At 57.7% G+C, this 25,481-nt stretch carries 27 protein-coding genes, 1 other RNA gene and 1 pseudogene; 14 read left to right on the top strand and 15 right to left on the bottom strand.

Features of this window, described 5'->3' with window-relative positions; translation table 11 throughout:
• The first annotated feature begins 1 nt into the window (after nucleotide 1).
• Nucleotides 2–439: a peroxiredoxin gene (locus O77CONTIG1_RS18635; RefSeq protein ID WP_068513673.1), complete on the top strand. Its 438-nt coding sequence runs from the start codon at nucleotides 2–4 to the stop codon at nucleotides 437–439.
• A gap of 164 nt (nucleotides 440–603) precedes the next feature.
• On the opposite strand, the gene O77CONTIG1_RS18630 is transcribed toward O77CONTIG1_RS18635, so the two are convergent.
• The gene (locus O77CONTIG1_RS18630; protein ID WP_068513670.1) at nucleotides 604–1,434 is read right to left on the bottom strand and encodes a metallophosphoesterase; all 831 of its coding nucleotides are present in this window, start codon (nucleotides 1,432–1,434) and stop codon (nucleotides 604–606) included.
• 56 nt (nucleotides 1,435–1,490) lie between these two features.
• Here O77CONTIG1_RS18630 and cofG point away from each other — a divergent pair, with 56 nt between their 5' ends.
• Nucleotides 1,491–2,585, top strand: a complete 1,095-nt coding sequence (gene cofG, locus O77CONTIG1_RS18625) for a 7,8-didemethyl-8-hydroxy-5-deazariboflavin synthase subunit CofG (RefSeq protein WP_317134142.1) — start codon at nucleotides 1,491–1,493, stop codon at nucleotides 2,583–2,585.
• Here the strand turns inward: cofG and ribD are convergent.
• A complete protein-coding gene (gene ribD / locus O77CONTIG1_RS18620) occupies nucleotides 2,570–3,625 on the bottom strand; it encodes a bifunctional diaminohydroxyphosphoribosylaminopyrimidine deaminase/5-amino-6-(5-phosphoribosylamino)uracil reductase RibD (RefSeq protein ID WP_317134266.1) in 1,056 nt (351 codons plus the stop codon). The two genes, cofG and ribD, sit on opposite strands and share 16 nt — an antisense overlap.
• Before the next feature lie 112 nt (nucleotides 3,626–3,737).
• A pseudogene (locus O77CONTIG1_RS23840) lies at nucleotides 3,738–4,025 on the bottom strand (PP2C family protein-serine/threonine phosphatase); the annotation flags it as partial.
• A gap of 283 nt (nucleotides 4,026–4,308) precedes the next feature.
• Between O77CONTIG1_RS23840 and O77CONTIG1_RS18610 the strand changes: the two are divergent.
• On the top strand, nucleotides 4,309–4,617 hold the full coding sequence (locus O77CONTIG1_RS18610) for a hypothetical protein (RefSeq protein WP_068513656.1): 309 nt from the start codon (nucleotides 4,309–4,311) through the stop codon (nucleotides 4,615–4,617).
• Nucleotides 4,618–4,653: 36 nt separating this feature from the next.
• The gene (locus O77CONTIG1_RS18605; protein ID WP_068513654.1) at nucleotides 4,654–5,067 is read left to right on the top strand and encodes a secondary thiamine-phosphate synthase enzyme YjbQ; all 414 of its coding nucleotides are present in this window, start codon (nucleotides 4,654–4,656) and stop codon (nucleotides 5,065–5,067) included.
• 50 nt (nucleotides 5,068–5,117) lie between these two features.
• Here O77CONTIG1_RS18605 and O77CONTIG1_RS18600 read toward each other — a convergent pair whose 3' ends face one another.
• Nucleotides 5,118–5,969: a hypothetical protein gene (locus O77CONTIG1_RS18600; RefSeq protein ID WP_286132719.1), complete on the bottom strand. Its 852-nt coding sequence runs from the start codon at nucleotides 5,967–5,969 to the stop codon at nucleotides 5,118–5,120.
• On the opposite strand from O77CONTIG1_RS18600, the gene O77CONTIG1_RS28150 reads away from it, so the two are divergent.
• The gene (locus tag O77CONTIG1_RS28150; protein ID WP_197673241.1) at nucleotides 5,938–6,081 is read left to right on the top strand and encodes a hypothetical protein; all 144 of its coding nucleotides are present in this window, start codon (nucleotides 5,938–5,940) and stop codon (nucleotides 6,079–6,081) included. The two genes, O77CONTIG1_RS18600 and O77CONTIG1_RS28150, sit on opposite strands and share 32 nt — an antisense overlap.
• Before the next feature lie 25 nt (nucleotides 6,082–6,106).
• Here O77CONTIG1_RS28150 and O77CONTIG1_RS28145 read toward each other — a convergent pair whose 3' ends face one another.
• A complete protein-coding gene (locus O77CONTIG1_RS28145; protein ID WP_197673240.1) occupies nucleotides 6,107–6,415 on the bottom strand; it encodes a hypothetical protein in 309 nt (102 codons plus the stop codon).
• Between the two features lie 357 nt (nucleotides 6,416–6,772).
• Between O77CONTIG1_RS28145 and O77CONTIG1_RS18595 the strand changes: the two genes are divergently transcribed.
• Nucleotides 6,773–7,789 carry a homogentisate phytyltransferase gene (locus O77CONTIG1_RS18595; protein WP_317134141.1) on the top strand — a complete coding sequence of 339 codons (1,017 nt, stop codon included), beginning with the start codon at nucleotides 6,773–6,775 and terminating at the stop codon, nucleotides 7,787–7,789.
• Nucleotides 7,790–7,812: 23 nt separating this feature from the next.
• Here O77CONTIG1_RS18595 and O77CONTIG1_RS18590 read toward each other — a convergent pair whose 3' ends face one another.
• On the bottom strand, nucleotides 7,813–8,055 hold the full coding sequence (locus O77CONTIG1_RS18590) for a hypothetical protein (protein ID WP_068513651.1): 243 nt from the start codon (nucleotides 8,053–8,055) through the stop codon (nucleotides 7,813–7,815).
• A gap of 2 nt (nucleotides 8,056–8,057) precedes the next feature.
• Here O77CONTIG1_RS18590 and O77CONTIG1_RS18585 point away from each other — a divergent pair, with 2 nt between their 5' ends.
• The 3 genes from O77CONTIG1_RS18585 to O77CONTIG1_RS18575 all read left to right on the top strand — a co-directional run bounded on the left by O77CONTIG1_RS18585 (nucleotide 8,058) and on the right by O77CONTIG1_RS18575 (nucleotide 10,605).
• On the top strand, nucleotides 8,058–8,306 hold the full coding sequence (locus O77CONTIG1_RS18585) for a hypothetical protein (RefSeq protein ID WP_068513648.1): 249 nt from the start codon (nucleotides 8,058–8,060) through the stop codon (nucleotides 8,304–8,306).
• A 317-nt stretch (nucleotides 8,307–8,623) separates the two neighbouring features.
• The gene (gene ahcY / locus O77CONTIG1_RS18580; RefSeq protein WP_068513645.1) at nucleotides 8,624–9,898 is read left to right on the top strand and encodes an adenosylhomocysteinase; all 1,275 of its coding nucleotides are present in this window, start codon (nucleotides 8,624–8,626) and stop codon (nucleotides 9,896–9,898) included.
• 74 nt (nucleotides 9,899–9,972) lie between these two features.
• Nucleotides 9,973–10,605 carry an exopolysaccharide biosynthesis protein gene (locus O77CONTIG1_RS18575; RefSeq protein ID WP_068513643.1) on the top strand — a complete coding sequence of 211 codons (633 nt, stop codon included), beginning with the start codon at nucleotides 9,973–9,975 and terminating at the stop codon, nucleotides 10,603–10,605.
• Nucleotides 10,606–10,688: 83 nt separating this feature from the next.
• Here O77CONTIG1_RS18575 and ssrA read toward each other — a convergent pair.
• Nucleotides 10,689–11,080: a transfer-messenger RNA gene (gene ssrA, locus O77CONTIG1_RS18570) on the bottom strand.
• Nucleotides 11,081–11,337: 257 nt separating this feature from the next.
• Here ssrA and O77CONTIG1_RS18565 point away from each other — a divergent pair.
• Nucleotides 11,338–12,684: an aspartate aminotransferase family protein gene (locus tag O77CONTIG1_RS18565; RefSeq protein WP_197673239.1), complete on the top strand. Its 1,347-nt coding sequence runs from the start codon at nucleotides 11,338–11,340 to the stop codon at nucleotides 12,682–12,684.
• Nucleotides 12,685–12,792: 108 nt separating this feature from the next.
• Here the strand turns inward: O77CONTIG1_RS18565 and rimM are convergent, their stop codons facing one another.
• The 3 genes from rimM to O77CONTIG1_RS18550 form a co-directional block, all read right to left on the bottom strand.
• Nucleotides 12,793–13,359, bottom strand: a complete 567-nt coding sequence (rimM, locus tag O77CONTIG1_RS18560; RefSeq protein WP_068513639.1) for a ribosome maturation factor RimM — start codon at nucleotides 13,357–13,359, stop codon at nucleotides 12,793–12,795.
• 4 nt (nucleotides 13,360–13,363) lie between these two features.
• Nucleotides 13,364–13,825, bottom strand: a complete 462-nt coding sequence (locus O77CONTIG1_RS18555) for a hypothetical protein (RefSeq protein ID WP_068513636.1) — start codon at nucleotides 13,823–13,825, stop codon at nucleotides 13,364–13,366.
• 291 nt (nucleotides 13,826–14,116) lie between these two features.
• Complete coding sequence (locus O77CONTIG1_RS18550) at nucleotides 14,117–14,719, bottom strand: peroxiredoxin (protein ID WP_068513633.1); 603 nt, start codon at nucleotides 14,717–14,719, stop codon at nucleotides 14,117–14,119.
• 343 nt (nucleotides 14,720–15,062) lie between these two features.
• Between O77CONTIG1_RS18550 and O77CONTIG1_RS18545 the strand changes: the two genes are divergently transcribed.
• A complete protein-coding gene (locus tag O77CONTIG1_RS18545) occupies nucleotides 15,063–17,162 on the top strand; it encodes an amylo-alpha-1,6-glucosidase (RefSeq protein ID WP_068513630.1) in 2,100 nt (699 codons plus the stop codon).
• A gap of 122 nt (nucleotides 17,163–17,284) precedes the next feature.
• Here the strand turns inward: O77CONTIG1_RS18545 and O77CONTIG1_RS18540 are convergent, their stop codons facing one another.
• Both O77CONTIG1_RS18540 and O77CONTIG1_RS18535 read right to left on the bottom strand, forming a co-directional pair.
• A complete protein-coding gene (locus O77CONTIG1_RS18540) occupies nucleotides 17,285–18,154 on the bottom strand; it encodes a fructosamine kinase family protein (protein WP_068513627.1) in 870 nt (289 codons plus the stop codon).
• A 24-nt stretch (nucleotides 18,155–18,178) separates the two neighbouring features.
• On the bottom strand, nucleotides 18,179–19,489 hold the full coding sequence (locus O77CONTIG1_RS18535; RefSeq protein WP_068513625.1) for a M16 family metallopeptidase: 1,311 nt from the start codon (nucleotides 19,487–19,489) through the stop codon (nucleotides 18,179–18,181).
• 692 nt (nucleotides 19,490–20,181) lie between these two features.
• Between O77CONTIG1_RS18535 and O77CONTIG1_RS24865 the strand changes: the two genes are divergently transcribed.
• Genes O77CONTIG1_RS24865 through O77CONTIG1_RS28470 form a run of 3 tightly spaced genes read left to right on the top strand, consistent with a single transcriptional unit; the run spans nucleotide 20,182 to nucleotide 20,724 of the window.
• A complete protein-coding gene (locus tag O77CONTIG1_RS24865; RefSeq protein ID WP_156435458.1) occupies nucleotides 20,182–20,346 on the top strand; it encodes a hypothetical protein in 165 nt (54 codons plus the stop codon).
• Between the two features lie 36 nt (nucleotides 20,347–20,382).
• Nucleotides 20,383–20,532: a hypothetical protein gene (locus tag O77CONTIG1_RS24860; RefSeq protein WP_156435457.1), complete on the top strand. Its 150-nt coding sequence runs from the start codon at nucleotides 20,383–20,385 to the stop codon at nucleotides 20,530–20,532.
• Nucleotides 20,533–20,589: 57 nt separating this feature from the next.
• A complete protein-coding gene (locus tag O77CONTIG1_RS28470) occupies nucleotides 20,590–20,724 on the top strand; it encodes a helix-turn-helix domain-containing protein (protein ID WP_084782834.1) in 135 nt (44 codons plus the stop codon).
• Here O77CONTIG1_RS28470 and O77CONTIG1_RS18525 read toward each other — a convergent pair.
• From O77CONTIG1_RS18525 to O77CONTIG1_RS18515, 3 genes are all read right to left on the bottom strand, one after another.
• Entirely contained in the window at nucleotides 20,667–23,240 is a 2,574-nt protein-coding gene (locus tag O77CONTIG1_RS18525) for a dynamin-like GTPase family protein (protein WP_084782833.1), read from the bottom strand. The genes O77CONTIG1_RS28470 and O77CONTIG1_RS18525 overlap by 58 nt on opposite strands.
• 161 nt (nucleotides 23,241–23,401) lie before the next feature.
• Nucleotides 23,402–24,091, bottom strand: coding sequence for an SDR family oxidoreductase (locus O77CONTIG1_RS18520; protein ID WP_068513619.1), 690 nt, complete (start codon nucleotides 24,089–24,091; stop codon nucleotides 23,402–23,404).
• Nucleotides 24,092–24,274: 183 nt separating this feature from the next.
• Nucleotides 24,275–25,177, bottom strand: coding sequence for a fatty acid desaturase (locus tag O77CONTIG1_RS18515; protein ID WP_084782832.1), 903 nt, complete (start codon nucleotides 25,175–25,177; stop codon nucleotides 24,275–24,277).
• Between the last annotated feature and the right edge of the window lie 304 nt (nucleotides 25,178–25,481).

Below are 25,481 nucleotides of genomic sequence, written 5' to 3'. Positions count from 1 at the left end.
TATGGCTCTTTCTGTTGGCGCTCACGCCCCCGGCTTCACGGTCAAAGATACGAACGGCAACACGGTTTCCCTGGCGGACTATGCAGGCAAGACCGTCGTGCTGTATTTCTACCCCAAGGACGACACCCCCGGCTGCACCAAGGAGGCGTGCAGCTTTCGCGATTCCTATAGTGCCTATCAGGACAAAGACATCGTGGTATTCGGGGTCAGCCGCGACGACGAAGCCTCGCATCAGGCCTTCACGCAGAAGTTCAACCTGCCCTTCCCGCTGCTGGCAGATGTGGACGGCATCTTAACCAGCGCCTACGACGTAGATGGCGGCGGCTATTCTAAGCGCGTGACCTATGTGATCGACGGTGACGGCAAGATTGCCAAGGTCTATGACTCGGTGAAGACCGAAACCCACGCAACAGACATTCTTGCAGATTTGGGACTGTAATCTCGCTGACGTGTCAGTTTTCATCATTAAGGCGATCGCCCAGGGTGCTGCTTGGCGTGTGGTAACTAATCTTGGAGCTTGCTCTGATCTGTTGCCCTTCGTGAGCAGCACTTTGCTTTTTGGTTGTTTTGTTTTGATTCCAGATTGCTTCGATTCAGCATTCCTCAAGCTGTGCGGAGCGTGAGCAGCGTCACCTCCGGCGGGCAGAGAAAGCGACCGGGTAAATACGTGCCCAGTCCGCGATTCACATAAAGCTGATTGCTACCCACCTGGTGCAGTCCTTGCGCCCAGTCCCAGTGGCGGACGACACGGGCGCACTCTTTTTTGCCAAAGGGCAGCCGACGGCGGATAGAACGGGGTAGCCTGGCGCAAAAGCTGAAATAGAGACGCTGGGGCGATCGCACGCCGGGAAGCACAATCTGTCCGCCGTGGGTGTGGCCCGAAAGCTGCAAATCGACGCGATGGTTTGCCAACTCTGCCGCGCTGTCGGGATTATGCGACAGCACCAGGCGCGGCGTGTCGGGCGGCAGCGCCTCCAGCACTTTGGGCGAAAATGCCTTCGACCAAAAATCCGCCAGCCCTACTACCGGAAACATCTCGCCCAGTGGATAGGCAATCTGGTTTCGCAGCACCTCGATGCCGGCCGCAGTGAGCGTGCGAGTAATATAATCCGCCGCGCCGGGCCGATAGGAATCGTGGTTGCCCAGCACCGCAAAACTTCCCAGTCGGCTGTGCAGCATCTTGAGATGCTCAGACAGCGGCTCGATGGGGCTGGGGTCATGGGTGACAAAATCGCCCGTCAGCGCCACCAAATCGGGCTGGAGTCGGTTGACGAGGGCGATCGCCTCTTCCAGCAGGGTATCCGATAGGCCCAGCCCGTCATAGTGAAAATCGGAAAGCTGGGCGATTCGCAGTCCGTCGCAGGAAGGCGGCAGGTCGGCAATACGAACCGTGACGCTTTCGAGCGTGAGCGGGCCCGTGAGCAGGGGATGCATTGTGGGGAAAGGGTTTGTATCAGGACAATGGGATGCTTAGGACAGGAGCAGATTTGATGAACGCTGACACTGCCGCACAATGGGTCATGTCCACAGTATTGCAAACTTTATGCGGATCAACCTCATCGCCAGCGTCCGTCCAAATGCGCCGCGTTACCTACAGCCCGTCCTACACGCTCGTTCCGACCTACGAATGCTTTAATCGCTGCACCTATTGCAACTTTCGCGCCGAACCTGGAACGGATCGGTGGCTGTCGCTGGAACAGGCAGAATCCAGGCTGCGATCGCTCCCCGGTGGCTCCGTGATCGAAGCGCTGATTCTCAGCGGCGAAGTGCATCCCCAGAGCCGTCGCCGCGCCGCCTGGTTTCAGCGGATCTATGACCTGTGCGAACTGGCGCTGCGGCTGGGCTTTTTGCCACACACCAACGCGGGCCCGCTGAGCTATGAGGAGTTGGCGCAGTTGAAACAGGTAAACGCCTCGATGGGGCTGATGCTGGAGCAAGTCACGCCCGCCCTGATGCAGACGGTGCATCGCCACGCGCCCAGTAAACAGCCGGAGGTGCGACTGCAACAGCTTGCGTGGGCCGGGGAACTGCGAATTCCGTTTACCACCGGGCTGCTGCTGGGCATTGGCGAAACGGCGGACGACTGGGCAGGGACGCTAGAAGCGATCGCCCAACTCCACCGCCGCTATGGCCACATCCAGGAAGTGATCTTGCAGCCCCACAGCCCCGGCTCCTCGCAGGCGGAAATTGGCGAACCCTTTTCGCTAGAGCGGCTGACAGAGGTGGTGGCGATCGCCCGCCAGATTCTTCCCGCCGATATCGCGATCCAAATTCCCCCCAACCTGGTATCGCTCCAAACCCTGCTGGACTGCCTCGCCGCCGGAGCCACCGATCTCGGCGGCATCAGCCCCATTGATGAAGTGAATCCTGACTACGCCCATCCAAACGCCCAGAAATTAGCAGCGCAGATTCAGCCTGCTGGCTGGCAACTCGTACCCCGCTTGCCCGTGTATCCGCAATACGACGGCTGGCTGTGTGCAGCGGTTCGAGAACGGGTGCAGGGGTTCAGGGAGTGGATTTCAGAAATCAATCAGTTCGAGCCGGAATCCGACGAACGTGATGCTGACTGTCAACGCGGCAAGTAGCCCTCGATCAGCAGGTCTTGCCCAATCGTCCGCCACTGGACGCGCTCAAGGGCGATCGCCTCGGTCATCAGGGTCAAACCCAGATCGCCGACGGGAGACGGAGCCGCTGCGCCGCCGATGATTTTGGGTGCGATAAAGGCGAGGACTTTTTGGATAGACCCATCGGCGATCGCCTTTGCCGCCAGTGTGCCGCCGCATTCCCACAGCACAGCCATTGCGCCCCGATGATACAAATCCGCCATAACCGCTGCGGGCGTTAAATCCGGTTGCTCCACTACCTCCACGCCAAGTTTTTGCAAGTGCTGCCGAACGTCGGGATTTGCGCCCGTTTCCGTGAAAACGACGGTGGGCGTTTCGGCGGTCTGCCAGAGCTTCGCGTCAGCGGGCAGATCTAGCCGACGACTCATGACCACGCGCAGGGGATTGTGGCCCTGCCCGTGGCTGGTCAGCAGCGGATTATCACGCCGCACCGTATTGCCGCCTATGACCACTGCATCGCACCCAGCCCGTAGCTCATGCACTACCTGGCGCGAGGCGGGCGATGTAACCCAGGCGCTATGGCCCGTCGTCGTGGCAATTTTGCCGTCCAGCGTCATGGCATATTTCAAAATGCCCAGCGGTGTTTGGTGCGTGACGCGATAGATAAACGGTTCGTTGAGTGCTTGGCAAGCAGCTTCCTCCACGCCCACCGTGACGGCAATGCCCGCCGCCCGCAGTTTTTCCAGCCCGCGCCCTGCCACCTGGGGATTGGGATCGACCATGCCCACCACCACCCGCGCCACGCCCGCCGCAATCAGCGCATCGGCACAGGGCGGCGTGCGGCCAAAGTGGCTACACGGCTCCAGGTTGACGTAAACCGTCGCCCCCGCAGCGCGATCGCCCGCTTCTCGCAGCGCGAATACTTCGGCGTGGGGCTGCCCTGCCTGCGGATGAAAGCCTTCGCCCACGATTTGCCCGTCTTTGACCACCACCGCACCCACCATCGGGTTTGGGGCGGTTTTGCCACGGGCCCGCTGGGCTAGCTCCAAACAGCGGCGCATCATGGGGCGATCGCCGGAGGGATCGCTTCGCGAATTGCCCTTGTCCTGATTCAATGCCATGCTCCAACGTCCTAATGACTCGCTGACGAATCATATCCGCAGGAAGATGCCAGTTTTGGCTCACCACCTGACACAGCCGCTCCAGTCCGTACAGGTTTCGATCTAGATCTGCGGCTTCGGTGATGCCGTCTGTGTACAGCACCACACCATCGCCTGGGTTGAGTTTTACTTCGGTCTGGTTCACAAAATCCGTAATCTCCGACACTAGCCCCACCGGGAATCCTAGATCTATCGTGTCAATGCGCTCGACAACGCCGCCATCGCGAACGACGAGCATTTCCTCATGCTGTCCGCTGAGGCGAATCGAACCTGATTCATAATCTAGCAGTGCCAGCGTCATGCTGATCCTGAATGAAGACTTGGGGATAGGTGGGCATCGATACTGAGGTCATGATCAAGGGCGCGAGGGGAAACGTCGGGCAGAGGGATGCAGCTCGAAAGTCCTCCTGTTTATAAGGCTGATTCACTCGAATCAGAGGAAAATTTTTATACTGCATCTGCGAGAAATCATTCAACAACGTCAGTCCCGGTCAGCCCTCATTTGTGTCACTGCAAACACTGCTCAGTCTTCCCACTTTGGGTCAAAATGGTTCGCGTTGCTTCTGACGAATTTTTGACGATTCATGAATGTCGTCCATTCCACCTTCGCCAAGCCGCTGCCCTGCTCAGACCTGTCTGCTGAGGGGTCGGAGGTGCTGTATCCCCAGCCGTTTTGCCCAGAGGCGATCGCCCCCCATCGCCGCACCCCGTTCGACTGGGTGGTGAACCTGATGGCGATCGCCCTCGTCGCCGCCGTCTTTCTCAGTGCCCTGCTGCAATTCGTTTTCCTGGCGCTGGGCGTGGTCTTGCTCACTGTTGCCTTCTACGCCCTGTGTCGGCTGATCTGGCGGCTCTACGTCTGGCAATCCCGCAAATTCCACGCCAATTCCTGATTCCTAACTCTTTTTCAACAGAACTCCGCCTCGACCATGCAGCACCAGCAAATTCTCCGCATCTCCACCCAAGGCAAAACGCTGCAAAAAGTCACGGCTCAGGTGGCGCAGATCGTCGCCGAGTCGGGCATTCGCACCGGACTGTGCAATCTGTTCCTGCGCCACACTTCTGCCAGCCTAATCATTCAGGAAAATGCTGATCCCGACGTGTTGCGGGATCTAGAAACCTTTCTGTCAAAACTGGTTCCTGAAGGCTATCAATACATTCACAGCGCCGAAGGGCCGGACGACATGCCCGCCCACATCCGCACCGTGCTAACCCATACCTCCGAGCAAATCCCGGTCGGCAATGGTCGCTTACTGTTGGGAACCTGGCAGGGCATCTACATCTGGGAACACCGCCGCCACAGTCATACGCGGGAGTTGGTGGTGCATGTTTGGGGAGAGTGAGGGTTGGGCATGAGTGGCGTATCGAGGAACGTACAAACCGCCCCATTCCTTCACTGCTGCTTTCCCTCTCCGGTTCCCTTGCGCCGGGCCCGCCGTTCATGGGCACGGGTAAACTCACCGGAGGTCAGTGCGCCGATGATCGAAAGTTCGCCTGCCAGCAGCAGTCCGGCGCAAACTTCGGCAAAGGCGCGGGCGTGACCACTACCAGCCAGTCCCAGCAGGGTTAGACACGCCTGCTGGCTGGGCAGTCCCGTGCCGCCGCCGACTGTGCCCACCACGAGATTCGGCAGGGTCACAGCGGCATATAGAGAACCGTCGGGCGTGACTTCAAAGCGAGTAACCCCCACAGCAGACTCGGCGACGCAGGCGACATCCTGCCCGCAGGCGAGATAGAGGGCGGCGAGGCCGTTGGCGTAGTGGCCCTGCACGCCGATAGTGCCCGTCAGCGTGCCCGCCAGGGCCGACATCCGCCAATAGTCCACCATTTGGGTGGGTGTGGCGTGCAGGCATTTTGCGACCAGATCGGCGGGCAGGGTGGCCTCAGCGGTGACTTTCTTGCCGCGCACCGACAGAAACGACTGGGCGCTGGCTTTCTTGTCGCCCGACAGGTTGGCTTCTACGAAGGCATACTGCGGCTGGATTGGCGCGTGCTGCTGAATGTAGTCATAAATGGCCTGGGTGGCGATGGTTACCATGTTTTGCCCGGAGGCATCGCCCGTGGTGAACTGGAAGTCGAGGTAGACGTGGTTGCCCTCGACAGTCACCCGCAGGTCGATCAGCTTGCCGTGGCGCGTGGTGGCTTCGACGACCTGGCGGAAGGTGTCTTGCTGGGCGATCGCCCACATGACAAACTTGCCTGCATCGATCAAATTGGCAAAGGCAAAGCCTGGAGCGCGACTCAGACCCTCATTCAGCAGCAGTGTGGTGCAGCCGCCCCGCCCGCCGTTAGCAGGTGTGCCCCCCGGCTATAGGGAGGCAACCAGCGCTGCTTCCGTCGTTGCCAAGGGCACGTAGTAATCGCCCTGGGCAAACAGACCATTCACCCCGCAGCGGCCCGGCAATACCGACAGGAACCTTGACCGTGCCCGATGAAGTTCTCAATGTTGTTGCGGTAAGCCTCCATCTGCTCAGCCGTTTGCGGATCGAGCAGGGCAGCTTGCAGGTTCTCCGCTGCGCCCAGGGCCTTCCAGCGGCGATCGACGGCAGCAGGCGTAATCCGCGACCCGCCAGGAAACTGGGGCGGCGGCTCCTGGGGCTTGGGCTGGAGGGCTTGCTCAAGCTGAGGAACGGTGCGCGACTGGAGCAGTTGCGCGAGGTGCTGGCCGGCGTGCTGGGCGTAGGTAGACATGGATGGCGGTGAGAGCGCGAGTTGAGAGTAAGAGGGCTGAGGGATTCAGGCTCGGCGGCTTCGAGCGGGTCAGTCCTGACTTGGCTTCGTCTTTGTGAACCCTAACCCCTTGATTCCCAGGTTATGCAGCAAATTTGCGAGTCGGGAAAAAGCGGGTCAGTTTTTCGGACTGGCCACGGGACTTTTGGGCAGGGAACGTGCGATCGCCCAACAGGTGAACTATCCTAAGTCCTGACAGGATTTCCCGTATTTCCACTGATCCGCTGACCGAGGATCGGCACGGTAGAGGCGGGAGTTGAATGTTTTGCATGATTGCATGATCCGTTGCACCGGATGTTGCGCTAGAAGTTGCATCAGATGTTTCACCAGATGTTGCACCTGCTATACCTATACACGCTTAATGAATTTCTAATGGATGATCGTTCGCCCAAGTCAGCTTCTACCGCATCTACTGCGCTCTACGCTTTTTGGAAATTTTCTCGACCCCATACGATTATCGGGACAACGCTCAGCGTGGCAGGAATTTTTGCGATCGCCCGCTCTCAGGTTGCCCAACCGTTCAGTGTCTCGTGGGAAGCCGTGGCGATTCGCGAAGCGATCCTCATGGGAATTGCCCTCTTCGCCTGTCTCTGCGGTAATGTCTACATCGTCGGGCTAAACCAGCTTGAGGATGTGGATATTGACCGAATCAACAAGCCGCACCTGCCGCTGGCATCGGGCGAGTTTTCGCGGCAGCAGGGCTGGGCAATTGTGGCAACTTGTGGGCTGCTGGCGTTGATGCTGGCGGCGGGGGGTGGGCCATGGCTGCTGGCGACGGTCGGACTTAGCCTGCTGATTGGCACAGCCTACTCATTGCCGCCCATCCGTCTGAAGCGGTTTCCCGTGTGGGCCTCGCTGTGTATCTTCACGGTGCGCGGCGCAATTGTAAACCTGGGGCTGTTTCTGCACTTTAGCAATGTGCTGGGGCTGCCCAGCGACATCCCGGCAGAAGTTTGGGCACTGACGCTGTTCATTCTTGGCTTCACGGGGGCGATCGCCCTCTGCAAAGACATTCCCGACCTGGAGGGCGATCGCCGCTACCACATCCGCACTTTTGCCCTCAGCCTGGGCAAGCGCCCCGTGTTTCGCATCGTGCTGGGACTGATCAGCGCTTGCTATGGGGGCATCATTGTGGCTGCACCCGCTCTGTCTCGCGCCTCTACGGGCTGGCTGGTGGCGACGCACGGACTGGCGCTGGCGGCCCTCTGGTGGCAGCAGCGACAGGTCAACTTGGACGACCGCAGGGCGATCGCTCGATTCTATCAGTTCATCTGGAAGCTCTTTTTCTTGGAATACCTGATTTTTCCCTCTGCCTGCTGGCTCATCCAGCAGTAGCACCCCCATCCCTGGTCGGTCAATCACTTGGGCTGCAAAGGATGGTGACGATTCCAAATTGATGACTCAGTGACCGCAGGTGCTGCGACCGCAGGCGCTCGGATGGTTCGAGTCGGCAATGAGGAGGGCGTGATCGGGGTTGAAAAATAGGCGATCGCCGCCACAGGAACAACCAGCGTCAACACGGCAATGAAGGTGCCTGCAATCTCAGCAGCGCGGTAAAGCGGAGGTTCAGGAGAGGTGTCGTTTCGACTACCAGGTTCCATAAATGAATCATTTAGAACTCGACAAACAGCCTAAAACCCTCAACATCTCTGGAGTTGCAGCCTTGAAGCTACAGAACCCTAGTCCGGGTTTGGGCTGGCGCTGGGAAACGGAGAAGCCCCCGAATTTCCTGCAACTTCAGGAAAACCAGAGCGCTGATCTGAAGCTTACCCAGCTTAATGGGAAAGAGCGATTGAACACGCTGTCCTTAAGTATCATCATATCCGAAACTTTCATAAGAGAAAGTTATTAAAGCTACGTAAACCAATTAACGTTGCTCGTATCTGCGATCATCCTCCAGGCTAAGCTGCTCGAAAACGGCAGTAAAACGCAAACCAAAGCTAGCAGCCTGTCTGCGCTTACCCATCTATTTTCACTATGCCGTATAGCGTATCTACTTGATACAAGGACAAAAATACGGATTCCCGACAGTAGTTTTTAAGGCTTTTCCACCCGCGCAAGCCTCTTCTGCTCCAACTTCCACGCCAACTTTTTAGGTGTTCGGGGTCAAGAGCGTTAAGATCGTCCTGGCATAAATTTCTACATGCAAACCCTCAACCTCGAACCTCAATGACCACGACAACTCAGGTAAAACACGAAGTCAAAGATCTGTCCCTAGCCAGCCTGGGGAAACAGCGCATTGAGTGGGCCGGACGGGAAATGCCCGTGCTGCGCCAGATTCAAGACCGCTTTGCAGCGGAAAAGCCGCTGGCGGGGATTCGTCTCGTCGCCTGCTGCCATGTCACTACGGAAACGGCTCATCTGGCGATCGCCCTCAAAAACGCCGGAGCCGATGCCCTGCTCATCGCCAGCAACCCGCTGTCTACGCAGGATGACGTGGCTGCCAGTCTAGTCGCCGACTACGGCATTCCCGTTTTTGCTATCAAGGGCGAAGACAACGCCACCTACCATCGCCATGTGCAGACTGCGCTGGATCACCGCCCAAACCTGATCATCGACGACGGCAGCGATGTAGTGGCCACGCTGATTCAGGAGCGTCAGGAGCAAATCTCCGACCTGATCGGCACGACGGAAGAAACCACTACGGGAATCGTGCGCCTGCAAGCGATGCTGCGCGATGGCGTATTGACCTTCCCAGCGATGAATGTCAACGATGCCGACACCAAGCATTTCTTTGACAACCGCTACGGCACCGGTCAATCTACCCTGGACGGCATCATCCGCGCCACGAATATTCTGCTGGCGGGCAAGACGGTCGTCGTCGCGGGCTACGGCTGGTGTGGCAAGGGTACAGCGCTGCGGGCACGCGGCATGGGCGCAAATGTGATTGTCACCGAAATCGACCCGATTAAAGCGCTAGAAGCCGTGATGGATGGCTTCCGCGTCGTGCCGATGGCGATCGCCGCTCCCCAGGGCGACCTGTTCATCACCGTGACGGGCAACAAGCACGTCATTCGCGGCGAACACTTCGACCGCATGAAGGACGGGGCAATCATCTGCAACTCCGGCCACTTCGACATCGAAATCGATCTGGTAGCGCTAAAAGACCGCGCTGCCGAAATTAAAACCGTCCGTCCCTTCACAGAAGAATACAAGCTGTCCAACGGCAAATCGGTCGTCGTGCTGGGCGAAGGTCGCCTGGTGAACCTGGCCGCTGCTGAAGGGCACCCCAGCGCCGTGATGGACATGAGCTTTGCCAACCAGGCCCTCGCCTGCGAATATCTGGTGAAAAACAAAGGCAAGCTTTCGCCCGGATTGCACTCCATTCCTCAGGAAATTGATGCAGAGATCGCCCGCCTGAAGCTGCAAGCGATGGGCATTGCGATCGATGCGCTCACCCCTGAGCAAATCGAGTACATCAACTCCTGGACTTCTGGCACTTAAAGCACTCGGTTGACGTTTCGGGCGTGTCGCGTCCGAAACGTCAGCGCTCACCGTCCCTTTTATTTCCTTTCAACGTGGCTCGACTTTCAACGGAACTGCAACGTTATTTTTTCGACGAAAACCCGCCTGAAAAAGTCACGCTAGCCGATATTTTGAATCTGGCAGGCGAACGCATCTTTGGATTCCTGTTTGTGCTGCTGGCGCTGCCGTCGGCGCTGCCGATTCCGGCTCCGGGCTATTCTGTGCCCTTTGGCATTCTGCTGTTTTTGCTAGCGGTGCAGCTCATTGCAGGACGCGAAACGCCCTGGTTTCCCGAAAAGTTTAAGCAGCACGCGCTCGATTTGAAGCAGGTGCAGGGCGTACTGAAAGCCGGTCTGCCCTGGCTGCGGCGGATTGAGGCGCTGTCTCGGCCGCGACTCACGCCTGTCTGTACGAGCCTGCCGGGGCGCGTGGTGATTGGCGTGGCGATCGCCCTCATGGCCATTTCCATGATGATCCCCATCCCCCTCACCAACACGCTGCCTGCGATGGGCATTTTCGTCACGGGGTTCGGACTGCTAGACGACGATGGTGCCATCAGCCTGGGCGGGCTGGTGCTGTGCGTTATGGGGGCAACGCTGACCACGGCTGTCCTGACCTTTGGGTACACTGCGGTTCGCGCTGCGATCGATTTGTTCAAGGAAACTGTGTTGAATTTTGGCGGGTGAACATAGAGGGCGATCGCCCTCGGTTCCTCTCTCCCAACTCAAAACCCCCGGAATCTTTAAGATTTCGGGGGTTTCGATATAAGAAGTGGAGCTGAGGAGAGTCGAACTCCTGTCCGCCTTGGGTATTAGTACCTCACTCATTCACAGGCTTAGCCCTGGTTACCCTCAGGGCGGGGACTGTCACTTATCCCGGACAGTGGGATGCTCTGGTAAAGTCTTAGCCGGAGATTGACCAGAGGCAATCATCCGGAGCATCCGTTGGGGGTTGGTCTGCAATCCTTAACGGAGTCAAATCGCAGACGCTCGAACCGTAAGGAGGTTGTTAGGCGGCAGCAACAGCTACGCGCTTACGAGCAAAAGGTACGATGTTGTTCGCATGTACGTTGGTTTGAGCCATTGATTAACGAGAGGTAGCCCGCTCTCGGCCTGCATCACAAGGTAGTGTTCGCCAAAACGTCGAAACCGTGACAGCCCCATAAGGGCACTTGTGCGCCTGCTTACAGTATAGCAAGGGGACAAAGGAATGGAGGTGACACGGTGGGAGGTTCAAAGCCCAACAATCTCCCTCATCCCAGTAATCTCAATTGCCCCCTTCGTCTTACGCCGTGTTAATGGATGGACATAATTGGGGGTAGGTAGTGATGGCGGGCGCTAGAATGGCTGAATGGTAAGTATTTCAGACGTTTGAAGGCTATTTAACTGAAGCCATTTGGCGAGGAGCGATGCAGCATTATGGTGCAAGAATTGACCCACCCAGTTTGGGCCGCCAGCACTCCGGCGGAGATGGAGGCATTTTGGATGCCGTTTACGGCGAATCGCCAGTTTAAGGCGCAGCCCCGGCTATTTGTCGCAGCGAAGGACATGCACTATACGACCGTTGATGGGCGGCAAGTGCTGGATGGCACGGCGGGGCTATGGTGCGTCAATGCCGGACACTGCCGCGTCAAAATTGCCGAAGCCGTCAGCCGCCAGGTCAACACAATGGACTATGCGCCCGCCTTTCAGATGGGGCATCCGGGCGCGTTTCAACTGGCAGATCGGCTGGCGAAGATGCTGCCAGGCGATCTCGACCATGTGTTTTTTGCAAACTCTGGCTCGGAGGCGGTGGAGTCGGCGCTGAAAATTGCGATCGCCTATCACCGGGCTAAAGGCGACGGCACTCGCCAGCGGCTGATCGGGCGCGAGCGCGGCTATCACGGCGTTAATTTTGGCGGCATCTCCGTCGGCGGCATTCCCACCGTCCGCAAGTTCTTTGGCGGGCTGCTGACGGGCGTAGACCATCTGCCCCACACCCACAGCCTGGAACACAACGCCTTTAGCAAAGGACAGCCTGCCTGGGGCGCACACCTGGCCGATGACCTGGAGCGAATCGTCGCGCTGCACGATGCGTCGAACATTGCGGCAGTGATTGTGGAGCCTGTGGCCGGTTCGACGGGCGTGCTGATTCCCCCTGTCGGCTACTTGCAACGCCTGCGGGACATTTGCGACAAGTATGGCATTTTGCTGATTTTTGACGAGGTGATTACGGGCTTTGGGCGGCTGGGTGCGCCTTTTGCAGCAGACTATTTTGGCGTGCTGCCCGACATGATCACCGTCGCGAAGGGCATTACCAACGGCACCGTGCCGATGGGCGCGGTTTTCGTCCGCAAGCATATCTACGATGCCTTTATGCACGGGCCCGAAAACGCCATCGAGCTATTCCACGGCTACACTTACTCCGGGCATCCGGTGGCCTGCGCGGCGGCCCTAGCGACGCTGGATGTCTATGAAGAAGACGGTCTATTCCAGCGGGCAAACGACCTGTCGGGCTACTGGCAAGACGCGCTGCACTCGCTGAAGGGGCTGCCCCACGTCATCGACGTTCGCAATCTGGGTCTGGTGGGCGGCATCGAGCTAGAGCCGATTCCGGGCAAGCCGACCGCCCGCGCCTTTGATGTGTTTGTGCGGGCCTATGAGCAGGGTCTATTAATCCGCACCACGGGCGACATTATTGCCCTATCGCCGCCGCTGATGATTGAGAAGCACCATATTGACCAGATGGTGTCGATGCTGACTGACCTGCTGAAGGCAACGGCTTAGGGGCTGGTTTGAGTTTTGGTGAGGCGATCGCCCTGAGATCTCCCTCAATCCTTAAATCCCCCTTAAGTAAGAGAAAGTAGGAGAAGACTTCTGAGGCTTCTCTCCTCTTTAAGGCAGGAGTCCATCGGGTGGAGTGATTTCGAGGCGGCGACTGGGCAAATCGACCACGGGCACGATCGCCCTCACAAAGGGAATCAGCACAGTGGTCGTTTTACCCTGCGGCGCTAACAGTTTCACTTCTAGCAGGTCATTGCCTGCGGCAATCAAATCTATAACCGTGCCCACCTGGGTTTGCGTGACCTGGTGCCAGACTTCCAGCCCGATCAGGTCGCGGACGTGGAACTCGTCTGGCGCTAGCGGGAGGCGATCGCCCGCTGGAACCAGCATTACCGCGCCGCGCAGGGCCTCTGCTTGAGTGCGATCGCCCACTTCGGCAAACTTCACTACATACAGATTTTTTCCTGCCAGCAGCCGCCCAGACACCAGTTCTACAGGCTTGGGAGCGACGGCTCCGGGCGATCGCAGCCAGCGCATCCCCGGCTCCAGAAACCGCTCCGGAAAGTCGGAATCCGGATAGACGCGCACCTCGCCTTTGAGGCCCTGCACCCCGACAATGCGCCCAACTTCCATCCAGTCAGCGTTGGATTCTGGAGAATTAGCCGTTTCTGATGCCATGCGTTCAGTTTCCTAGAAGGCTATCCGAGTAAAAGTCTGTCTGACCCAGCGCATCCGGTTCCAGGCTGCCGACTGCGTTCGTCTGGTTCAGGTATTCTCGCCGAGAGGTCAGGCATTCTTGCAGCAGCACATTCGTCCCCGGCGGCACGTTCTCGACTCGCGTGTAGACGACGAGTTCATGCGGTGGGCCAATCAAGAGCGATCGCACATCCGGCTGCACCAGCACCTGATCCATCCGCTCAATATGATAAACGCCCAGGGAATTGGGCCTACGGTCGATCGATGCCGTCACGATGGTTCCCAGCGAAAAAAACTGCACACAGAGGCGATCATTCAGCGTTGCCACGCGGGCGCTGCGATTTTCCGCCTGATATGCCCCAACTTGGAGCGGCAGATTTGCCCCCGCTGCACCCACCCCACCTAGCGTCACCAGCACCGCCACCGACAGCCCATATAAAATCCTCACGGCCTACTCCTGTTCATTAAAAACTTTCAAGGCTTACGCAGTTGAAACAAGTTTCGTGGATTTTAGATGATTTTTCGTGCGCTGCGCCCGCGAAAAACCATCCAACTGGGTAAGCTCTAACGTTGATGGTTCGATGCTATGGATTTTAGTTTAGAGAAAAACAGCATCCGCACTCTGTTGAAAAATTGCCCTTTCCCAAAAAAAAGGAGGATGCAATGCACCCTCCCGTCTTGCAATTACAGAGCATCCATTGCGGAACGCTCACCGAGACAGCCAAACCTTACGCCAAACCTACACAGCGGCGAAGAATTCCTTCGACTTCACAGGGTCGGGGTTCATCGTGGCATCGCCGGGCTTCCAGTTGGCAGGGCACACTTCATCGGGGTGAGACTGCACATACTGGATCGCTTGCAGCACGCGGAGGGTTTCGTCCACGTTGCGGCCAAAGGCGAGGTTGTTGATGGTGGCGTGCTGAATGATGCCATCTTTGTCGATGATGAACAGACCGCGCAGCGCAACGCCCGCTTCGGGATCTAGCACATTGTAAGCAGCGCTGACTTCTTTCTTGATATCAGCCACGAGGGGATAGTTCAGGTCGCCCACGCCGCCGCTCTTGCGGTCGGTCTGAATCCAGGCGAGGTGAGAGAACACGCTGTCTACCGATACGCCCAGAATTTCGGTGTTGATGGCTTTGAAATCGGCGTGGCGATCGCTGAAAGCGGTGATTTCCGTCGGGCAGACAAAGGTGAAGTCCAGAGGATAGAAGAACAGAACGACGTATTTGCCGCGATAGTCAGACAGCTTGATGGTCTTAAATTCTTGATCGACCACTGCTTCGGCGGTAAAGTCAGGTGCCGCTTGACCAACGCGAAGACATTCGGTGCTGTGAGTCATGAAACGTACTCTCCTTAGAACTTCCTAATGCGTCTATAGTTTCCTTAGATAATCTGGCGAGCAACGTTCGGCATTGCCTCGCCACAGTTCCGAGATTGAGAACTGTTACGACTATATCATAGTCATAACGATTTTGACTAAAGTTTTTGCGCCTATCTTGACGCGGCCTGGAGAAGCTGCCTGAAAGGGCTGGATTTTCTTACACCGCGCACCAAAAATCAGCTTGAACCCAACCCCTAACCCCCAACCCCTAACCCCCAACCCCTAATTTCCTCATACAGTCTTAATTCTTCGCGAGTTGCGCCTGTAGTAGACTAGCGGTTCGCTTAGCCTTTACACCCTTATGGACTTTCTAGATACCCGCGAATGGCTCCTGACCAACGGCTTGGGCAGCTTCGCCAGCGGCACCGTTGCTGACGCACACACGCGCACCTATCACGGCTGGCTGTTTGCAGCGGTGTCGCCGCCGGGTCAGCGGACGCTGCTGCTGTCACGAGTGGAGGCGTATCTGGATATTGCGGGTGAGGGCTATCCGCTGGGTACAAACTATTGGGGCAGCGGCTCGGTGTCGCCTGTGGGCTACAAGCTGCTGCAATCTTTTTCGATTGACCCCGTGCCGACGTGGGTTTGGGGCACGACGAACTGGACGCTGACCCGCGAAATTTTGATGACGCACGGGCTGTTGCCCCATCCCGACGGCAAACCCGAACCCCGATTGCAACATCAGGTTTACATTCGCTATCGCTATGCCGGTCGGGAGCCTGCCTGGGTGAACCTGCGGCCGCTGGTGGGCGATCGCAACTTTCACCATCAACAGCACGCCAGTTCTGACCCCGCTTCCGACTTGAACTTTTCGCAACTGGTCGAACCCAACCGTGTGTCGATCCAGGCGACGCGCGGCAGTTGGGTGGGCACGTCCTGGCAACTGAGCTGGAGCCAGGGCGACTATTACCCCGACGGGACATGGTATTGGGACTATCGCTATCCCGAAGAGACGCGGCGCGGCCTGGGCGATCGCGAAGATTTGTACAGCCCCGGACATCTGGCAATACTGCTCCATCCGGGGCAGAGCCTGGTACTAGAGGCTCGCGTCCGCACCATAAATCCGCTGCGCCCCTTCGCGCCGCCTAGTAACGAGACGTTTGAAGCCGCGCTCCAGGCAGAACAGGCGCGACTCAGACAAGTCTTTATGCCAATGCTGAAGACGACTGAACGGGGGCGATCGCCCGCCGTCGCCTTTGCTGCGCCCCATCTTTCCCCCGCAGAGTCAGCACTCGCCGCCCTGCTCCGCGCCAGCGACCAGTTCATCGCCTATCGCGCCTCTATTGGCGGCCCGACGGTGATTGCGGGCTATCACTGGTTTAGCGACTGGGGCCGCGACACGCTGATCGCCCTGCCGGGGCTGTGTTTGGCGACGCAGCGGTTTGACCTAGCGCGGGGGCTGCTGGAGTCGTTTGGCAAATACTGCCAGGGCGGGCTGATTCCCAACACCTTCCCCGACAATGGCGCACACCCGATTTACAACAGCATCGACGCAGCGCTGTGGTGGGTAGAGGTTCTGGGCCTGTACCTGGAAGCTAGCCAGGATTGGGACTTTTTGGTGCAGCAATATCCCGTCGTCCGGCAAATCCATAAATCCTTTGCCACGGGTACGTCCTACAATATCCGCATCGACGCGATGGACGGGCTGGTGACTTGGGAGCATCCGGGGTTTGCGCTGACCTGGATGGATGCTGTGGTGAATGGCGAACCCGCCACGCCGCGCCAGGGCAAGTGTGTAGAAATCAACGCCTTGTGGTATTCGGCGCTGTGCTGGGCGGAGCGCTGGGCCACCTGGCTGGCCGAAAAAGGCGGCAACGGCGAAGAACCCGCCAACTATGCTAACCACGCCCGCCGCTATGGGCAGCAGGCCGAGCAGGTGAAAGCCTCTCTGCAAAAGTTCTGGAACGGACGGCTGGGCTATCTATATGACCTGATCGACCCCGGCGATAATCCCAGCGTGCAGATTCGCCCAAATGCCGTGATTGCGCTGTCGCTCAGCCATTGCGGATTTTCTGACCTGCAAGGCAAAAAGGCGCTAGTGACCGCCCGCGATCGCCTCTTGACCCCCTATGGACTGCGATCGCTCGATCCCAGCGATCCCCAATACGTCGGCCGCTACATCGGCGACCCCGTGCATCGTGACCACGCCTATCATCAGGGCACCGTCTGGAGCTGGCTAATCGGGCCCTTCATTCGCGCCTGGCAGCGGTTTTATCCCAACGAGCCGCTGCCGTGGGATGCCCAGCCCTTGCTCGACCACTTCACCAACCAAGCCTGCCTCGGCTCCATCTCCGAAATCTTCGACGGTGACCCGCCGCACGATCCGCAAGGGGCGATCGCCCAGGCCTGGTCGGTCGCGGAGCTAGTGCGGCACTGGGAGGATCTAGGGGTTGGGGGTTAGGGGTTGGGGGTTGGGTTGAGGAGACAGCAGGAGAGAGAAAGAGGCAGAGAAAACTTAATCTCCATCACTCCGTCACTCCATCACTCCGTCACTCCACTACATCCATCACTCTATTACCTCTCTCACACCAGCCTCAGCAAACCCTCTATCATCCTTCTCGCCTGCCCTTCATAGCCGCTGCCAAAGAGGTTGAAGTGATTCAGGATGTGATACAGGTTGTAGAGCGTTTTGCGCTGGGCGTAGCCGGGTTCCAGGGGAAAGGCTTCGTTGTAGGCGCGATAGAAATCGTTGGGGAAGCTGCCGAAGAGTTCGGTCATAGCGAGATCGACCTCGCGATCGCCAAAGTAGGTGGCTGGGTCAAAGATGACGGGTTCCTCTAGCTTCGTGACGGCGGCATTGCCCGACCACAGATCGCCGTGAACCAGCGAGGGTAGAGGGTTGTGTCCCTGGAGCAGCTTGGGAATTGCGTCCAGAAGGCGATCGCCCTCTGGAAAGTGTCCGCCGCGTTTTTTCGCTAAATGAAGCTGGTAACCGATGCGATGCTCTGCCCAAAAATCCACCCAGCTTGCCGTCCAGGGGTTGGGCTGGGGCGTGGAGCCGATGGTGTTGTCCATCTCCCATCCAAAGCCGCGATCGCTCGTGACCCGGTGCATCGCCGCTAGGTTGCGCCCCATCTCCGCCCAACTGCGGTGCGTGCCATAGCCAAAGTCCAACCATTCCAGAACCAGATACGCCGAGCCATTTGCCGTGCCCCAACAGAGCGGCTGCGGCACACGAATCGTGCGGGTCGCCGCCATCTGGCGTAGCCCTAGAGCTTCTGCCTCAAACATGGCCACACGAGTCGCCTGGTTCAGCTTGACGAAATAGGCATGGCGCTCATCTGTCAGCGCGTAACCCTGGTTGATGCTGCCGCCGCCAACGGGGCGCTGCCGCAGGCTGCCCAGCGGCGCTCCGGTGACTTGGCGGATGTGATCGGCGATCGCATTCCACATGAAGCAGGGATAAGGGGTGGAGGATCAGGTCTCAGGCTTAAGGATGACCACGCTGTAGGCATCGGGAGAGAGGTAGCACTGGGCGGCAGCCATCAGGTCAGCAGCTTCGACGGACTGGATGTGGGTGGGATAGAGCAGGGCAGGCTGCAAATCGCCGACGACAGAATGATAATAGCCATAAAGCCCAGCGCGATCGCCGGGTGTTTCGTTGCCAAACACAAAGCGGTTGGCGACGAGGGTGCGGATACGCTGAATCTCGAAGTCGGTGACGGGTTCGGTTTGCAGACGGCGGATATGCTGGGCGATCGCCGCTTCCACCTCGTCCAGATTCTCAGCGGGCAACTGGGCAGAAATATAGAACACGCCCTGATGGGTGTAAGTCATGTTGCTAGCAGAAATGCCCGACACCAGCCGCCGATCTTCCCGCAGATCGCGCACTAGCCGCGAGGTTCGTCCCTGCGACAGCACCGATGCCAACACATCCAGCGCGTAGGTCTGGGGCAGGCTGTCCATCCCCGGCACGCGCCAGGTCATCACCAGTCGAGCCTGCTGGAGGGTGGGATCGGTCTGCTCATAGCGATGGATAGACTGAAACGGCGGCTCTGGCTCGGTGTGCAGCGGCTCTTGCAGGGTCGGGGGGGCGGGCTGGACCCGATGCGCTTGGGTCTGCGCGAAGCCCTCCGCCACGATTTCCACCAATTGCTCAACGGGCAGGTTGCCGACCGCCACGGCAGTCATGGATTGCGGCTGATACCAGGTCTGGTGAAAGTCGCGCATCTGCTGCGCCGTGAGCGCTTCAATCACAGAGGCAGGACCGAGAACCGGGCGGCGGTAGGGCGATCGCCCAAAAGTCATCTCCATCGCCCGGTAGAACGTGCGTCGCTGCGGATTGTCGTTTGCCCGGCGAATTTCTTCCAAAATCACATGGCGCTCTCGCTCAAAGGCTTCATCGGGAATCGCGGCGTTCAGCACCACCTCGATCTGGTGCGGGGCCAGCGCTGCAAAATCCTGCGGAGCCGTGGTGATGTAGTAATGGGTGTAGTCCTGGCTGGTGGCGGCATTGGTGACTGCGCCACGCTGTTCGATCAGCCGCTCAAACTCGCCACTCTGGAGCCGGGCCGTGCCCTTAAACACCATATGCTCCAGAAAATGCGCCATGCCGTTGATGGCATCTGTTTCAACCGCAGACCCCACCCCCAGCCACAGGCTCAGGTTCACAGCTTCTACGGGAATTTGTTCGGCAACAATGGTTAACCCATCCGGGAGTCGGTGAACCGTTGGCGCATTGAGACGAGGCGGTTTGCTCGCCTCTAGCACAGTCGGAATTGGAGTCATTGGGTAACAGACAAACAGTTCTTAATCTATCTTAATCGTCTGAACCATTGAAAACAGCATTGCCGCTCTAGTTTTCCTAGTTTCATCCTACCCATCCCCCGCACAATTACGCTCAATCGTTGCCATCAATCCCTGAGCAGACTTCACTTTCCGGAGCGCTCCAGGGAATCCAGCACTTCGCGAGATTCGGACTTCGTGAAGCGAAACTCGCGGTTAGGGAAAGGCACATAGGGTAGCCTGTTGCTCTGCCCTTGTCTCAGTTTTCGCCTAGGTTTTCTCTGCGAGTCTGGATTACTTTCGCTTGACTTATTGAGAATTAATGTCAAAAATAGGGTGAATAAGTCGCGCCAATCTCTGGATTGGGTGTGACCCGTCTACCTAGGCGCATTGCTCGATTTCACAAGCCCCTCGAAAAGTAAACAGCCTATGAGCCGATGTCTTTGCTGCAACACAAGCCTATTGCGCCATTTTCGTAGCTCAGGAGTGTATTGGTTCTGTCCAAGTTGCCGACAAGAAATGCCGAGCTTTGCCCCAGCAGTTGAGAATCCTGCCCAAGGTGCGCGATCACCCTGTGCCATCAGGGTGTGAAACAGGTGCAAGCTCACTGAGTTAAGTTCCATAGCAGAACTGCTTGAACAGGCAGTTGCCCACTGAATCGTTTGCTCCAGCCCCGCCTATCGTTGACCCCAACCATGCTAAAGCTTAATCCGGCTACCAAGCGCTCATTCAAGCGTCGGGAGTCTCTCCCCGCCTATCCGCAGCACCTCTGGCTGATAGAAAGCGGTGCGGTGCGAGCCTATACGCTGATGGGAGACGGCACGATTGTCGGTTTGGGATTTTGGGGAGCAGGCGATTAGGTCGGACAGCATCTGACCTGCATTCAGCCCTATGAATTGGAGTGCCTGACTGAGGTGCAGGCTAGGGCGATCGCCCTGGATGACTGCGTGAACTTGCCCCAAACGCTGCTTTCCCATCTTCATCAAGCGCAAGAGCTAATTGGTATTCGCAGTGGACAAATTCAACAAATTCATCCGAGGCTTTAACGTTCGCTAGAGTGGCTCTCAAGTCAATTTGGAGAAACACACGAGCAAGGGAAACTAATTAATCTGCGACTGACCCATCAAGACATAGCCGATGCACTAGGCACAACGCGGGTGACAGTGACTCGCTTACTCAGTCAGTTTGAGCAAGAGATGATAGCTTTACGCGAAAAATCAATCCCTAAAGCTGGGTAGAACCCCGATCGCCCGTCTAGAACGACCGGGTTCCCTAAGGTGCTGAAGTTAGGCGATCGCCCCTTCTTTCTGCCCGCAACTTGCGGCGTTTCTAGCGTCTCGGCGGGTTCTTCGACGGGCAAAATGACCAGATCTGCCTCGCTGATACTGGGCAGCGCCTTGCGGTCAAGCTGCATAGCTTCTAGATGCTGGTTGAACGTGGCGATCGCCTCGTTGTAGGTGGCGATGTGCTGCTCTAGGTCTGCCTTTTGGCGATCGAGCTGGCGAATTTTTTCCTCGGCTTCCTTTTCCAGCACGCGGGCCAGATAAGCGCGGGCCGCGTCGTATTGCTGGAGGATGTGGTCTGCCTGTTGCTGGGCGCTGGGCAGCAGGTGCGCGTTCAGCGTTTGGTTAATCGTCTGGCGGAAGGTGCGGGTGATGGTGTCCTTCACCTTTTGCTCAAAGTCGAGCTTGAGCAGTTGGCGAATTGCGGGTTCTGCCTCGATCATGGTCTGGTAGTCGTAGCCGCGACAGGCCTGTTGCAGCGTTTGCCGCAGTTGCCAGATCGAGCAGGTGCCCTCGGTGTAGAACTCCGGGCGTTCCCGCACATAGCGATCGCACTCCGTCCTGGCTTCGTTTTCCAGTGCCAAGGTCGCTTGGTCGCGCAGTCGGCGCAGGGCTTGCTCGATGCCGCCGTCGTTGCCCAGCAGTCGATACAAATCGCGGTAATAGTCCTGCTGGCGCACCCGGTCGATCAGCCGCTGAAAGAAGCGCCCCATCAGGTCTTGCGACGATTCCACCAGCACCTCTTCTAGCCCGTTTGCCAGGTAATAGAACGCCTCTGCCAGAATGCCCGACAGCGGCACGACGGAATTGCGCTTGTGGCTGGCTTGCGCCTGACGATGCACTTGGCTGACGGAAAAGGTTTGCAGCAGTTCGTCCAGGCGGCTGACCATGCGGGCTTTGAGGCGCTTGAAATCGTCTTCAAAGGCAGTGTTGAGGCTGCTGGCAACGGCTTCATTCACCGAGGCTTCGATATCCTGCTGAAAGGCTTCGCCAACGCGCTTCAGGTCGTGGCTCAGCTGGCGCAGTTCCATTGCCTTAATGCCCTCCAGATCGCGGGGCTGGCTGCCGATGTGCTGCCAAGCGTCGAGGTAGGCTTTGCGGAGGGCGATGCAGAGGGGCTGCAAGTCGTCTGCCAGCGTGGCGAGGAGTTGGGGACGCTTCTCTTCGGTCAGATAGCGAGTGATAGCATTGCGAAAGCTTTCAATCCCGCTATCGTGAATCAGTTGGTCAATGAGCGATCGCCCCTGTTCGCTCAGGATTCGCACGTAGTTTTCATTCGGCGATTCATAACTCCGCACATCAATGCGAAAGCGATCGGCAGGCAGCTTGCCAGAGTTGGCGCAATAGCGGTTGAATTCATTAATGAATTGCGGCGTGTCTTCGATTTCACCATTAATGCGAATGCTGTCGGCAAAGATGGAATCCAGCCTGTAGCGATCGCCCGCACTGGTATTGCGAATCTGACTGCCATAGAACCCCAAAAGGGCGCTGGTGCGATAGATCCGGTTGGTATCCTGAAACTGCTCCTGCACCAGCCGATCCAGCCGCTGCCGGAGCTGCGTGTTATACCAGGTTTCGTCAATCCGGTTGAACACATAAAAGACGCGATCGCGCACGCCGGGATTACTGCGGGTCGTCTCCAGCAGTTCCGTTTCTTCGCTGGTCATGTCGCCCGCAGCAGCAGGCTTTAGCACGCACACCACGGCGGACGTATCGGGATTTTCGATCTTGCGGTAGGTCAGTTCCGCGTCGCGCTTTACAGGTGCATCGATTCCCGGCGTATCCACCAGCACGTTTCCGTCTTGCAGCAGCGGATGATGGCAGTAGTATTCAATCCGCTTGAGGACGGCGCTATTGGCTCCCCGGCGGGCGTAGGCGGCGGCTTCCTGGAGCGTAGCAAACTGGAACTGCTCCATCGAATAGGTCTGGTTTTGCGTCGGGTGGATGCGATCGCCATTGGTGACAAACCCGTCCAGCAGGTAATTCAGCGCACTGGCCTGCTTGGCCCGCTCCGACTTGCTCTCGCCGCCCTCGGTGGCAATCACGTCGCAGCACAGCCCTTGCAGCAGGTTCACCACGTCGGGCTGGCGAATGTCGGCCGGAGCCGTCACGCCTAGCCGCTGGCACAGCGCCGCCGCTTGTTCGCGGATTTCTGCCTCGCTCATAAAGGTCAGCACGACGCGCTCTTTACCTGCTTCGGCGTAGGCAATGCGACATTCCGTACCCGTAGCGTGTCCTTCGGCGCTATAGAGCAGTTCGCGCTCCAGCAGCGCGTTGATCAGCATGGACTTTCCGGCGCTGAAGGCTCCTGCAAAGACGATTTCAAACGTCGGGGCGATCGCCTTTGCCAGCGACGCTTCGGCCGGAGTCGTGTCGAGGTGCGATCGCAGCGCTGGCTCTTGGCGCAGCAGTTCCATCAAACGAGTAACCGGGACTTGTAGCGATTGGCCCTGGGGTGAAGGAGCAGTCATAACTGTGACAATCCAGTAATTGGTATATAGGTGGATTCCAACGACAGGATTCTCATTTCGCAACGCTTCGCAACCCGATCAGTTCGGATTGCCACACTTCGGAAATCACGGTGTTTGCCAGAAAATCTTTAAGTCTTTGAGTTGGCGGCAGGATTTTGCGCTCAGGGCAGGGCTTGACCATTTTGTTCTGGGGCGATCGCCAGCAGGGTTTCAGCGGCCTGCTCTGCCCATTCATCGGGACTGGGATAGGTCGCAGCCTTTTCTGCACCGTAAACCACTTCCAGCGCGTGGGTGTGGACAGCTCCGGGCGAAAAGGTGACCGCTGCCATCCCAGCCGGCAATTCCAGGGCGATCGCCCGGGTCAGCCCCTCGATCGCCCACTTGCTGGCGCAATAGGCGGCGGCGTTGGCGGCTCCCTGTCTGCCCCAGCGGGCACTCAGATTCACAATAATGCCCCGCCGCTGCGCCACCATTGCCGGAAGAAACGCCCGCAGCACATTGGCAACTCCCTGCACGTTGACCGCCAGCGTCCGGTCAAACTCGGCAGCGGACAAGTCCCAAAAAGCGGACATCGGCGGCGTATAGCCCGCATTATTGATCAGCAAATCTGGTGCGCCCTGTTCGAGTGCCGCTTCAGCCCAAGCATTGACCTGATCGGGTCGGGTCACGTCCACGCTCTGAAACTGGTGGTTCTGAAGCTGATGCAGGGCGGCGTATTGCTGCTGCAACTGGGCGATCGCCCCTCCATTCAGATCACAGCCACAGACCGTATGCCCCAGCGTGATGAACCGATGCGCGAGCGATCGCCCTAATCCCTGCCCAACGCCTGTAATAGCAATTCGTCTTTGCATTCGCTCTTGCGTTCCCAGAGATAGGCTAAACCTGTACCGCTGCCACACACAAAAAAATCACGCAAAAGGCTCTAAAAATTGGATTACACGGTCTAATCCTGTGCTGACTCTTGTTCTATCTGTCGTTCAACCCAGTCCCTCACTGCTTGGCGAAATGTCAGGCGACCAAGATTGCGATAGGCTTCAATCAGTTGGGGCAACTGGCGATCTCCATAGCTCGGTGAAAAACTCGCGATAAAACTCCCCGTAGCCCAAGTTCAGATACTTGATCTGGGGGGCGATCGCCTCATGTAGCCTAGGGAGGTCGGCCATGGGCAGGGCAGGCTTGTAGTGGTGTTCGACGTGCCAGCAGTTGCCATTGGTCAGCCAGTCGGCAAAGCGGCTCGGTAAGATCGTGCGCGTGTTGACCATCATATCCGTGGTATCTCGCTGACAGCCCCAGTGTTCCGGCAGTTCGATCAGCGCATGAACGGGGCCAGCAAACAGCAGCGGCACGAGCCAGAGATGAACGAACACAGGAGTTTGCAGAACGGCCGTTATTAGCCCCATGCCGAATAGCAGCAGCGCCATGACTCGATAGCCACGCATCACGTTGGCGATCGCCCAGCGGGGTGCTGTTGTGCCTGCCGGGCCCATGCTGATCCGAATCGCAGTTTCATTGCCCAATAAAGAACCCAGCAAGCTGCGGACTACCGTGCGGTAGTGACTCAGCATAGACAGGTGCAGCAAAAAGCTCAGCGGTGCGCTCAGCTTACCAAAGTCATAGGAGAAGGATTCTTCGTCTTCGGGCGTGCCCACGGCCCGGTGGTGATAGCTGTGGGTGATGCTGTAGCGGGTAAACTCCACTCCCATAGGTAGCCCCAGCAGGAAGCCGATCGCCCCGCCCCAGTGTCGCCCAAAGTGCTTCTGGTGAATCATTTCGTGAGAAAGCTCGACCCCGTGGGCAAACATCACGCCCAGCACGAACTGGAACGGCAGCTTGAACGGAAATGGGAACAGGAGGATGCAGGGGATAGTGACAGTGGCGATCGCTCCATAAATCGCCAGCTTTTTCAGAAAGCTTGCAGTAGAAACAGATAGGGTCACGATACGCACTCCATCGGACGGGAAGATTCAGAAGAAATCCAAAATTGAAAAGCTGAGTCGTATCGAGGATGAATATGATAGCGAATGCTTAATAAAACTTAATGTTAATTTTAGAATTAGCCAAAGCGCTTCCGATGATATCTAGAAAACATTCAGCGAGATTTTTTAGGATTTTTTAGAACACTAAGGCAGCACGTTGAGAGGAGGCAAGTTTTCACGCAAAATAAACCTGACAAATCAGAACATTTGTCAAGCTAGAGAATGGAATCAGGATAGGTAAATGTAAGTGGGAACGAACAGCGAT

The sequence above is a fragment of the Leptolyngbya sp. O-77 genome (genome assembly GCF_001548395.1).
GTDB lineage: Bacteria > Cyanobacteriota > Cyanobacteriia > Elainellales > Elainellaceae > Thermoleptolyngbya.
Note: the sequence above shows the minus strand (reverse complement) of the source record. Positions and strands in the feature narration are given on the sequence as shown.